The following is a 10,248-nucleotide window of genomic DNA, read 5'->3' on the forward strand; positions in this document are numbered from 1 at the left end:
CCTGTTATGCTCAAATTCACACTGAAAGAGAGTTTCCTCGCCATCTGCCATTATCTCGGGGCGGATGTGGTCAAGGAAGATATCGACGCACTGACCCGGGAGGGGCAGGATTTTGATCTGCGTTCGCTGGAGCGGGCTGCCAGATACTGTGGCCTCAGCGCAGTGAAAAGCCGCAGAAAGCTGATTGACCTCTCTGAAGACGACCTGCCCTGCATTGTCCAGTTGAAGAAAAAGCACTTTATGATCATCACAGATTTTCGTGAGGGTGAATGCTTTGTCGCCTCGGGAAGGCATAACAAGGGCATCTGGATGCCGCTGGAACGTCTGGACGCGGTGTATTCAGGGGTGATTTACCGGTTTCAGGAAGGTAGCGCAGAGCAGCAGAAAAACCGTTCCCTCATGCCGGCCTGGTTTCGATCACAGATGACCGAACTCTGGCCACACTATGCACAGGTATTGCTGGCAACGGTAATGGTTAATCTGCTGACCCTGGCACTGCCTCTGTTTACCAACATGGTCTTTGACAAGCTGATCCCGACCTTTGCCACGGATACCCTGCTTACGCTCAGTATTGGCATGGTGGGTGTGGTGGTGTTCGATTTCATCCTGCGCTGGCTGCGCAGCTATTTTGTTGATGATGCCTGCCGGATCATTGAAAAGCGCAGTGAGCAATTCATCCTGGCACGCCTGATTCAACTGAAACAAAGCGCATTACCCGACTCGCCCGGACGGATTACCCATGCCGTAGAAAACTTTGCCCGGGTGAAAGAGTTCCTGTCCGGAACCGTCCTGCTGTCGTTGCTGGATGTTCCGTTTTTTATTCTGTTTACCCTTGTGATTGCCTTGATTGCCGGGGTAATGGCGCTGATCCCCCTGGGGATAGCGCTCTGCCTGATACCGGTCACGATCTACAGCTATCGACGGACACGTCGCCATGCCAGCCAGCTGACCCAGGCCAACAACGCCAAGACCGCCTATTTGTATGAAATCAGCTCAGAGCTGGAAGCCATCAAAACACTCGGAGCCCGCCGCAAGGCACTGGCTCGCTGGCGATCCCTGGTCACCAACTCTGCCGGTGCATCGTTGTCGAGCAAACAATCCAATGTATTGTTGAATACGTTGGTGACCAGTGCGACCCAGTGTGTGGTGATCGGTATGCTGGTGCTGGGTGTGTTCCAGATACACAACGGCAATATTTCTCCGGGCACTTTGTTTGCCTGCATTATTCTCGGCAGCCGCGCTATTGCGCCACTGATGAACCTGGCGATGGCCGTTAACCGGTTGAGTTTTTCCATCAAGGCGCTTAAGGAGATCAATGAACTGCTGGGACTGACCGGTGAAGATGACAGCAGTGACAAACTCAATGTTCCGACGCTGAAGGGGCATATTGAATTCGATAAGGTTTCCTACCGTTTTTCGTCGTCAGAGCCCGAAGTATTGCGGGATATCAATTTCACCATAAAACCGGGGGAACGGGTGGCGATACTGGGGGCGTCCGGTTCCGGCAAGAGCACACTTGTGCGATTGATTCAGGGGCTGGCGGAGCCTACAGAAGGCAATATCCTGGTGGATGGTCACAATCTCAATCACTTGAATCTGGATCAGTACCGTAGCCATTGCGCAGTGGCGCCCCAGAAACCTTCGTTATTCAGGGGAACGCTCAAAAGTAACCTGATGCTCGGGAAAAGTTCGGCGACCACCGAACAACTGGATGAAGCCTGTCACGCCGCCTGTCTGGATGGCTTTGTCCGGCAGTGTTCCAAGGGCTACAGCCATCCGATCCAGGAGCGTGGGAGCAATCTGTCGGGTGGGCAGAAACAATCCCTGTGCCTCGCCCGCGCATTGCTACGACACGGGCGGTTGTTGATGCTGGATGAGCCGACCAGCGCTTATGATAATTACAGTGAAACCCTGTTCTGTCAGCGATTACCCAACATGCTGAAGGAAAACCAGACACTGATCCTCATTACCCATCGGCATAACCTGTTACAGCTGGTGGATCGCATTATTGTAATGGCTGAGGGGCGTATCATTGCCGATGGCAGTCGTAACCGGGTGCTGGCTGAGCTGACTCAGCGACCCGCCGCTTCTACGATGTAGGAAAAGGTTTTTTCCATAACAGGCACGCCTGACCGTTCCAGCGTTATTTGCCCCTGCCAGTTACCCGGTTGGTCAACCGGGTTTTTCATGCCGATGTAATAGAACTGCTGTGCCTTGCTGCGAGTCAGGGCGGGGAAGGTGTGCTGCTTGAGTGGTTGGCCATCTGGGTTAATCAGGCGGAGCGTGACTTGATCACCTGCGCTGACGCCAATCAATCGTACCCAGAAAAACAGGTGTGGACTCTCCTTGGCCGCACCCTGATTGAATGTGCCGGATTCTATTGCCTGATAGTCTGGTGGACGCTGATCACTGAAGCCATGATCCAGCAAGGATCCTTGAAAGTAAGTGAGTTGTTCGAGAAGCGATGGATGCCAGAGCGTGTTTTCGGTATTTCCGCAGTTCTCGCTCAAGGACGTACCGGTGAAAGGGTCAATCGTCTGATCTTGGTGTTTTACCTGAAAATGTACATGGGGGAATGCGGTCAGGCCTGACAGCCCTATATCGCCAAGTATCTGTCCCTGCTCAATCCAGTCGCCTTTAGATACTTTCAGGCTGTCTTTTTTCAGGTGTCCATACAGCGTTAACCAGCCGTCGGGATGCTTCAGAATCACTGCATTACCCAGCCCGATAGTTTCTATCTGAGCCCGTTTTTCGGGATCGAGATAGACATCCTCAACACCATCTCTTATGGCGACGACTTCACCTTCTGCTGCAGCCAGGACGGCGACACCGGATGCCATTTGCGGGAGGTTAATCAGGCGGATATCCGTACCGGAATGACCATTGTAGGTTTGGTGGTGGCACTGATAATCACGGTGAGCAGGCGAAGGATCGTTATCCACATAATTCTGAATAAAACAGTCAACGTCATAGTCACAGTCGACGGGAAATATGAATGACGGCGTTTCCGCAGCGCTGGTAGTTGCAGGGAGACTGAATAAGCAGAATATGAATCGCCAGCGCAATGGAGCCATCTTAGCGGTCTTGTAGCTTGCTCTTCAGGTCGGTGACAGCCTTGGTCAGCACCTTGAACATCTTTTCAAGCCGTGATTGACGAACCTGGTTTGATTGGCTTTCTGTCTCTAATTTCTCAGAAAGCGCTTCTATCTGTTCCGAACAGTCGTCAACTTTTCCGGAATAGTCCTTGACCTGATCAGACACCACCTTGAGTTCCTTGGTGGAAGTCACCACTTTTTCTTTGAGTGTGTCTTTCAGCCCGGTGACCTGCTCCGTGGTTTTCACCTGGCTTCTGTGCAGGGTTTTCTGTTCATTCAGCAGGGCGGTAACAATCTGCACCAACCGGTGCTTGCTTTCCTTGACGGCGCCCAAGGCTTCAACGCTGGCATTGGTCTGGGTTGTGAACAGCTGGCGCAGTTTTTCTGCCTCTTTCAGTTGCAGTTCTGCCTGGGTCAGCTGGCTGGACTGCAACTCCGTCATGGTTTCAATATGGTTGCCAACCTGTTTCACCGTGTCTGACATTTGGGTGGTTTGTTCAGACAGCTCCTGATGGTTGTGACTGATCAGGTCAGTCAGCTCGCGCCACTGTCCATCACTGATAGAACCTTTGTCGGAGATTTTCTGCAGGATGCCGGAGATGGTATGAAGTTGCTCGGCGATCTGTCCCAGTTGGCCGCTGTCGGCAGCAGGGGGTGCACTGGTTTTACTGTCTCCAGTACCGGGGACGCCACTGCCGGCGAGGTGCTCAACCGTATGCTGAGCCAGCCAGTTTTCCATGGATGAGGTGAAGTAGCTGCTCGCTTTGTTCAGATGGAGCAGGAGAATGCCGAGCACCAGAGATGTGCTCAAGCCCATCAGTGAGGAACCGAAGGCGGTGCTCATACCGCCAAGAGGTCCTTCCAGACCCTTGATCAGCTGTACCAGTGTCACCATGATGTCGACATCGCCACCCAGGCCTTTGGCCAGATCGGCGAGAATGCCGCCGATGGAGCCGATGGTGATGGTCAGCCCCAGAAAGGTACCGAGTAGTCCGATAAAGACCAGTAGATCGGTGAAATAACGTACGAAGGCGATCTTTTCATCCAGGCTGTCCTGCAGAGAGTCAATCAATGCCTTGGTGGCCGGTGCCGAGAGTTTGATGAGACCCAAGGATGCAACATTATTTCTGAGAAGGGTCATCGTTGGCGTCATCAGGTGCATTTTGAGCTTGGGGGGCGGTGCCTCATCGTCCTGACTGACAAAGAGAATCTCATCCAGCCTCGAAACGATCAGCACGTCATCCCGGAGGTGGAAAACGTAAAGAAAGCATAAGAAGGTACCCAACAGGAAAACAAACAGAATGGTGCCGTTCAGCGCCACGTTGGACATGAAGGCCGGGCCAAAGAAGTCCCTGGTGAAATAGACCAGCACAATGGTGGCTGCCACGACAAACGCCATGCGCTGGATGAACCCCACGATTTTCTTGGGGTTGGCAATATGCAGCTCAGACATGTCCCTGTATACCCTTTTGCTTCCGCATTTCCTTTGCCCGAGTTGCCTCGGCGTCTTCTTCTATTGCTGTATACATTCACACGATCAACTGTCTTCCAGATCCCTGATCGTGCTGATGACATCGTTCATATAAAAACGAATGTCCAGAATGCTTTTATAAAAGTCGAACTGAAAGACGGCGCTCTGAACACGGCTGTTATGGTAATCACCCTGTGCGGTGGTGATATCCAGAAGCGTCTTTTCGCCCAGTTCGAATTCCTTGTAATAGAGGTCGACAATTTCCTGATTGGTTTTCAGGGCCTCGTCATTGACCATTTTCTCGTCCAGCAGCTTCATCATGGCGCTGTAGGATTCCTGAACTTTTTTCTCCAGTGACAGTGTGGCTTCACGCATCCGGTAATCGGCCAGCATGACCTTGGCGTTGGTCTCGTCAATTTTCCGGCGGGTCTTGAAGCCATCCCAGAGGTCGTAACTCATGGTGATCGTGCCGGCCTCGGTGGTTTTCCATTTTTCCGACGTGTCCAGGGAGTTTTCCCGGTTAACCTCCAGTTTCATCTTGAAGGTGGGATAGAGGTCGGCACGGGCCTTGTCTCTTTCCTCTTTGGCTGATTCGATGGCGGCATGCATCGCCTGAACCTGATAACTCCGGGTGACGGCGAATTCCACCAGTTCATCCAGCGTGTGTTCAATCACCAGATCATCCAGCATGGGCATGATCAGGTTTTCGGGTTCAATCCCGGTCAGGCTCTTGAAGGTTTTGCGGGCGAAGGTCAGGTCTGTCTTGTACTGGATCAGTTCTAGTTCGGCTGTTTGTCCCAGACTGGTCAGGCGCTGGACGTCGGATTTGCCTGAGGCACCTGCGGCCTCCCGGGTTTCAAGAATGCCCAGGAAGCGTTTATAGAATGCGATGTTTTCTCTCACGTGCCCGATGACCTGTTCCAGTTTCAGGATTTCCAGGAACGTCTTGGTGGTTAGCAGGGCGAGTTTCTCGCGGCCATCATTCAGTGTCTGGCGGGAGGCATTGAGTTTGTGTTTCCTTGCATCCACCTGGTTGGAAATTCGGCCAAAATCGTAGACAACCTGACTGAGGATAACGGATGACTTGATCTTGTCCCGCCAGTCTTTATCGGTACTGCGGGTCAGACCACGTTCCAGTTGGTAGGACAGCTTGGGTTGATAGTCAGCATAACTCTGGTCAAGCCGGGCCTCTCCCATATCGACCGAAGCTTCAAGGGATTTCACCGTAGGATTAAATTCCAGCGCCTTGATGACCGCTTCTGTCAGCGTCAAGGCATTGCCCGGGGTCAGAAACAACAATGAACAGCCCCCAAGTAGACATTTGAGCTTCATACCATTTAGTTCCGCCTGAGTCTGAATTATTTATGGGGAAGGCTTTCAAGCTGCATCGGCTTGTAGGCGCAGAACTGTAGAAAGGTTGATGCACATATAGGCGAACAGAAATTTCAAGAAGCCTATGGGATTGGCGATAGATACTTAGACCTGTCAATGTAATACGTTGTGGCTGACAGCTCGTGCCGGTTTCCCGGGTCGTAGCCGGTTTTCATCCTGCTGATCCGCCGGTGGAGCACAATGGCGAAACAACCTGAAAGTAACCCTTGGCCTGGATTCGTAGATGCCCTGTCGACCACATTGCTGGTCTTCGTCTTCCTTGTCGTTGTACTTATCCTGGTTGTAACCGCGCTCAGTGTTCAGGCCGGTTACGATATCGCGAAAGCCGTACTGGAAACCGAGAAAAAGGCGGCGGGTAAGATGAAGGCTCTGGAATCGAGGCAGCAGGCCACAGTGGATGCCGACATCGAACGGGAAATCGTTTCAGAAGCCACAGACGTTATTCTGGAAAGTCAGGTTGAAGCAGAAGTCAAAGAGAAGCTGATTCGCATCAAGTATAACGATTTCAGTTCCCGTCTGACCGAAGACGCCAAGAAGGACTTTGAGTCATGGATTGATGAAAAATACGATGAAATCAAGGAAAAACCTGTCTTCATCATCAGTCTCCTGACCCATAAAGGTGTGGCGAAAACGGTGGCCTATGAGGTGGCATTCAACCGGATCACCCAGATCCGAAAGATCCTGGTGGATAAAGGCTTGCCCTCCGAGAATATCAAGGTTCGGCTGGATGATTCCGGACCTGAGGATCAACGCAATGAAGTTGTCATCAAGGTGCTGGAAGAATGGCCATGAAACCGTTGATAAGCCGGATGAATCACCGCTTCCTGTCCCGCTATTCCATCGTGCTCTGCATTACCGGCATTATTCTTTTTTTCCTGATCTGGGCGGCGATTGTTGAGATTGATGTGGTCGTCAAAAGTGACGGGCGGGTCACGACCTTCAGTAATAACAGCGTGGTCGAGCATCTGGAAGGCGGTATCCTGACCGGCCTGCATGTCACGGAAGGCCAGCGGGTCGCCAAGGATATGCTGCTGTTTGCGGTGATGAATCCCACGCTGACTGAAAATATCAGTATTCGGAAACAACAGCTGAACGGGCTGGTTGCCAAGGCACAGCGGCTGTATGCGGAAATGAAAGGCGAGGCCTTGTCACCCTCTATTGAGCAGGTCGCGGAGAAGGATGAATATTATTTCAATGAGCTGGAACTGCATAAGAAACGAAAAAAGAAGCTGAGTGAACAGATCTCTATTGTCCGCCAGCAGATCACCAAGGAAGAGGCACAGTTGTCCGAGCTGAATCAGGTCATCAAGGATATGAACAATGAGCGGGCCGTGGCGCAGAAACAGCTGGATATTCTGTCGACCTTGCTGCGGCAGGGCGCCGGTTCCGTGCAGAACCAGCTGGAAAAGAAGATGGCGCTGCTCAAGATCGAAACCCGTATCAACCAGTCAATGAAACAGATTCCGGTGATTGAAGCGAAGTTGTCAGAGCTGCGTCTGAAGAAAAGCAAGTTGATCACAGACTTCCGCGAAGAAGCCCAGCACGATTACAACAAGACCCGGTTGGAAATTGCCCAGATTCAGGAGCAGATTCGATCATCCCGGGAGCGGGAAGTCCGTGAAAAAGTCACCGCCCCGGTTACCGGCACCCTGCATACCCTTCACGTCAATACGATTGGTGAAGTGGTGCCTCCGGGCGCCGTGATGGCAGAAATCGTGCCAGATGGTGTGCCGCTTATGGTTGAAGCCATGGTGGCACCGCACGACCGGGCCAAAGTCTGGCCGGGGCAGGCCGTGAATGTGCGGGTCTCTGCTTATGATTACACCACCTATGGCTCCCTGAAAGGGAAGGTGCTGGAAGTGAGTGCAGACACCTATAAACATGAAGTGACGTCGCAGCACTACTATAAGGCCATGATTGAGACCGACACCTCCGGTTTCGATGAAAACAGTCAGCTGATTCCTGGCATGACGGTAGAGCTGAATATCCTTGCGGGTAAAAGAACGCTGCTTGGCTACCTGCTAGGTCCTCTCTCTGAATCCATCCGCTTTACTGCAACGGACACCTGATTCTGTATCTCACAGTGGCAGTGCCGTGGTGTATTTGATCTGTTCCATGGCAAAGCTGGAAGTAACATTGCTCAAACCATCGACGGAATCGATCAGCTTCTTGTAGAACACATCGAACGCCTGAATATCGCTGACGACCACACGCAACAGGTAATCCCACTCCCCACTCATACGATAGAGTTCGGCCACTTCCGGGAACGAGGCAACGGTTTGGGCAAAGTCACTCAGCCAGCTGCTGTTATGGCCGCTGGTTTTGATGTGTACGAAAACGGAAACGCCGAGGTTGACTCTGGCAGGGTCCAGCAAGGCAACACGGCGGGTCAGAATGCCATTGTTTTCCAAGCGTTTGATACGCTTCCAGCATGGGGTGGGAGAGAGGTTGACCTGCTCAGCGATTTCCGTCAGTGGCAGGGTGGCATCCTCCTGCAGGAGTGTAAGTATTTTCCGGTCGGTTTTATCCATGAAAAATAATACTACTAAAGATGAATAGTATAGAATTATTTTCCATACTGACTGAAATCACCAGCCGACTTTGCAATATTTTCCCCCCGTCCTGACGATAGTATGAGTAATAGAAACTACTGTTGTCGCCTGTGTGGAGAGTGATAATTTATGGTCAGTAATCGTGAATGGGTCAACCAGTCAATCCGTGCCATTGAGGCGGACTTTCAGCGTTCGGCTGACACACATCTGATTAAACTCAATATCCCGAGCCTGACCGGCATTGATATTTACCTGAAGGATGAGAGTACCCATCCCACCGGTAGCTTGAAGCATCGCCTGGCGCGTTCACTGTTTCTTTACGGATTATGTAACGGAAAAATCCGCAAGGGGATGCCCATCATTGAAGCGTCATCCGGCAGTACGGCGATTTCCGAAGCCTACTTCGCCCGGCTGACAGGCCTGCCCTTTATTGCTGTGATTCCGAAGTCGACTGCCAAAAAGAAAATCGAGCAGATCGAGTTTTATGGTGGTCAGTGTTATCTGGTAGATAAGCCTGCAGACATTTACCGAGAATCAGAACAACTGGCATCGGAACTGAACGGTTATTACATGGATCAGTTCACCTATGCTGAGCGTGCCACAGACTGGCGTGGGAACAACAATATTGCCAATTCCATTTTCAGCCAGATGGAAAAAGAGCCTTGCCCTGAACCTTCCTGGGTTGTGATGAGTGCAGGCACTGGTGGTACTTCAGCAACGATCGGACGCTTTATCCGTTATCGCCAGCTGGATACACGACTGTGTGTCGTAGATCCGGATCACTCGGTATTTCATGGCTATTTCAAGACGGGTGATTGTTCGCTGACACTGGATAAGTCATCCCGTATAGAAGGCATTGGTCGTCCAAGAGTGGAGCCGTCATTTGTTCCGGAAGTGGTGGATACTATGATGACGATTCCGGATGCCGCCGCTATTGCAACGATCTACTGGCTGGAAAAGAACATTGGCCGTAAGGCTGGTGCGAGCACCGGTACCAATCTGTTTGGCGCACTCAAAATTGCCAGTGGCATGCAGGAACGGGGGGAGCAGGGTTCCATTGTTACCCTGCTCTGTGATGCCGGAGAGCGCTACCTGGATACCTACTACAACCCCGAATGGGTGGCTGCCAATATTGGTGATACCAGCGCCTGGGAGAAGGCACTGGAAACACTGGATATTACGGGCAATTTATCCATTTGATACGACATCGCTTATAGGCGGGTATTGACTGAAACGCACTTCTGTTTCAGAAGTGCTCGCCATTCTCATAGTAGTCCTGCTCAATCAGCTGGTGAAATATAATGGCGATATCGGTGGTTTCACTGGTCACTTGGCGAATCATCTGAGTCAGGCTGGCGGCGACTTTGTCCTGTACCTCTGGTCCTCGGTTAAACCAGTGCATTTCAACAAAGGGATAACCGGCATCTTCCTGTCCCTCAAAGATGAATGTGGACGGGATATGCTCAAGGGTGAAGTGATCCCGGGGACAGCCAACCAGTTCTGACAGGGAATCGACCAGTTCCGTGCTGATCATCATAACCTGGTTCTTCTGGACGCCTCTGATTCTAACATGTGGCATGGTATGTCTCTTGGTCACCTATAACGAACCGGACAGCATACCATTATGGCAGGCGTTTACCTGTTAGCACTTTCCCGCCTTAACTCCCGCTTAACGATCTGAAGAAGTAAGGCTAAATTGAATGAAGAGAGCGTCCCCTGTGCTCTTCAGGCAAAATAC

General features: G+C 51.7%; 9 protein-coding genes. 4 read left to right on the forward strand and 5 right to left on the reverse strand.

Annotated features, from left to right (window positions below; genetic code table 11):
• The first annotated feature begins 6 nt into the window (after positions 1-6).
• Positions 7-2,100 (forward strand): peptidase domain-containing ABC transporter, encoded by a 2,094-nt coding sequence (locus ABD892_RS18960; protein WP_345197614.1) that lies wholly within the window; start codon positions 7-9, stop codon positions 2,098-2,100.
• Here the strand turns inward: ABD892_RS18960 and ABD892_RS18965 are convergent.
• The 3 genes from ABD892_RS18965 to ABD892_RS18975 all read right to left on the reverse strand — a co-directional run bounded on the left by ABD892_RS18965 (position 2,073) and on the right by ABD892_RS18975 (position 5,898).
• A complete protein-coding gene (locus tag ABD892_RS18965; protein ID WP_345197615.1) occupies positions 2,073-3,074 on the reverse strand; it encodes a M23 family metallopeptidase in 1,002 nt (333 codons plus the stop codon). The two genes, ABD892_RS18960 and ABD892_RS18965, sit on opposite strands and share 28 nt — an antisense overlap.
• A 1-nt stretch (position 3,075) precedes the next feature.
• A complete protein-coding gene (locus ABD892_RS18970) occupies positions 3,076-4,548 on the reverse strand; it encodes a synaptonemal complex protein 1 (protein WP_345197616.1) in 1,473 nt (490 codons plus the stop codon).
• An 84-nt stretch (positions 4,549-4,632) separates the two neighbouring features.
• The gene (locus ABD892_RS18975; RefSeq protein ID WP_345197617.1) at positions 4,633-5,898 is read right to left on the reverse strand and encodes a TolC family protein; all 1,266 of its coding nucleotides are present in this window, start codon (positions 5,896-5,898) and stop codon (positions 4,633-4,635) included.
• A 240-nt stretch (positions 5,899-6,138) separates the two neighbouring features.
• On the opposite strand from ABD892_RS18975, the gene ABD892_RS18980 reads away from it, so the two are divergent.
• Together ABD892_RS18980 and ABD892_RS18985 are read left to right on the forward strand one after the other, a co-directional pair.
• Positions 6,139-6,750, forward strand: coding sequence for a hypothetical protein (locus ABD892_RS18980; protein ID WP_345197618.1), 612 nt, complete (start codon positions 6,139-6,141; stop codon positions 6,748-6,750).
• Positions 6,747-8,027: an HlyD family type I secretion periplasmic adaptor subunit gene (locus ABD892_RS18985; RefSeq protein ID WP_345197619.1), complete on the forward strand. Its 1,281-nt coding sequence runs from the start codon at positions 6,747-6,749 to the stop codon at positions 8,025-8,027. Before ABD892_RS18980 ends, ABD892_RS18985 begins: the two co-directional genes overlap by 4 nt.
• Positions 8,028-8,036: 9 nt before the next feature.
• On the opposite strand, the gene ABD892_RS18990 is transcribed toward ABD892_RS18985, so the two are convergent.
• On the reverse strand, positions 8,037-8,489 hold the full coding sequence (locus ABD892_RS18990; protein WP_345197620.1) for an Lrp/AsnC family transcriptional regulator: 453 nt from the start codon (positions 8,487-8,489) through the stop codon (positions 8,037-8,039).
• A 150-nt stretch (positions 8,490-8,639) separates the two neighbouring features.
• On the opposite strand from ABD892_RS18990, the gene ABD892_RS18995 reads away from it, so the two are divergent.
• Positions 8,640-9,710: a PLP-dependent cysteine synthase family protein gene (locus ABD892_RS18995; RefSeq protein ID WP_345197621.1), complete on the forward strand. Its 1,071-nt coding sequence runs from the start codon at positions 8,640-8,642 to the stop codon at positions 9,708-9,710.
• Between the two features lie 46 nt (positions 9,711-9,756).
• Here the strand turns inward: ABD892_RS18995 and ABD892_RS19000 are convergent, their stop codons facing one another.
• Positions 9,757-10,089, reverse strand: a complete 333-nt coding sequence (locus ABD892_RS19000) for a DUF1904 domain-containing protein (RefSeq protein ID WP_345197622.1) — start codon at positions 10,087-10,089, stop codon at positions 9,757-9,759.
• Positions 10,090-10,248: the final 159 nt, after the last annotated feature.

It is taken from the genome of Kistimonas scapharcae (genome assembly GCF_039540975.1).
In the GTDB taxonomy this organism is placed as follows: Bacteria; Pseudomonadota; Gammaproteobacteria; order Pseudomonadales; family Endozoicomonadaceae; genus Kistimonas; species Kistimonas scapharcae.

What these genes read in the sequence shown, in the direction of transcription:
- ABD892_RS18960 (WP_345197614.1), top strand. Translation starts at nt 7, where the DNA reads ATGCTCAAATTCACACTGAAAGAGAGTTTCCTCGCCATCTGCCATTAT.
- ABD892_RS18965 (WP_345197615.1), bottom strand. Translation starts at nt 3,074, where the DNA reads ATGGCTCCATTGCGCTGGCGATTCATATTCTGCTTATTCAGTCTCCCT.
- ABD892_RS18970 (WP_345197616.1), bottom strand. Translation starts at nt 4,548, where the DNA reads ATGTCTGAGCTGCATATTGCCAACCCCAAGAAAATCGTGGGGTTCATC.
- ABD892_RS18975 (WP_345197617.1), bottom strand. Translation starts at nt 5,898, where the DNA reads ATGAAGCTCAAATGTCTACTTGGGGGCTGTTCATTGTTGTTTCTGACC.
- ABD892_RS18980 (WP_345197618.1), top strand. Translation starts at nt 6,139, where the DNA reads ATGGCGAAACAACCTGAAAGTAACCCTTGGCCTGGATTCGTAGATGCC.
- ABD892_RS18985 (WP_345197619.1), top strand. Translation starts at nt 6,747, where the DNA reads ATGAAACCGTTGATAAGCCGGATGAATCACCGCTTCCTGTCCCGCTAT.
- ABD892_RS18990 (WP_345197620.1), bottom strand. Translation starts at nt 8,489, where the DNA reads ATGGATAAAACCGACCGGAAAATACTTACACTCCTGCAGGAGGATGCC.
- ABD892_RS18995 (WP_345197621.1), top strand. Translation starts at nt 8,640, where the DNA reads ATGGTCAGTAATCGTGAATGGGTCAACCAGTCAATCCGTGCCATTGAG.
- ABD892_RS19000 (WP_345197622.1), bottom strand. Translation starts at nt 10,089, where the DNA reads ATGCCACATGTTAGAATCAGAGGCGTCCAGAAGAACCAGGTTATGATG.